Origin of the sequence: Paraburkholderia sp. SIMBA_030 (assembly GCF_046535245.1) — a bacterium.
Lineage (GTDB): Bacteria > Pseudomonadota > Gammaproteobacteria > Burkholderiales > Burkholderiaceae > Paraburkholderia.
In genome coordinates this window covers 1-259 of the sequence record NZ_JAWRXB010000925.1, presented here as the reverse complement: position 1 = coordinate 259, position 259 = coordinate 1, and the positions used below count along the sequence as shown (strand labels likewise).

Below are 259 nucleotides of genomic sequence, written 5' to 3'. Positions count from 1 at the left end.
CCCGACGCCTGCGCGCCCGTTCGTCGCACAGCGCCCGCGTGGGAAACGTCACATCACTGCCGTGACATCAGTCGAGACACGGTTTGCCCGCCGGCACGAATTGCCCGCGCCCCGGCTCCGCCGCGAGCAGCCGGCCGTCCTCGACGAGCAGCTCGACACGCGACAGGCAATGACGCGGCCAGCCCGTCACCTCGATCCCTTCATAAGGCGTGTAGTCGACCGCATGATGGAGCGACGCATTCGCGATCCGCACGCGCAG

The 259-nt window shown here is 68.7% G+C and carries 1 pseudogene; it reads right to left on the bottom strand.

What is annotated here, in order from left to right:
* Positions 1–67: 67 nt before the first annotated feature.
* Positions 68–259, bottom strand: a pseudogene (locus SB772_RS42735) (dihydropyrimidinase); the annotation flags it as partial.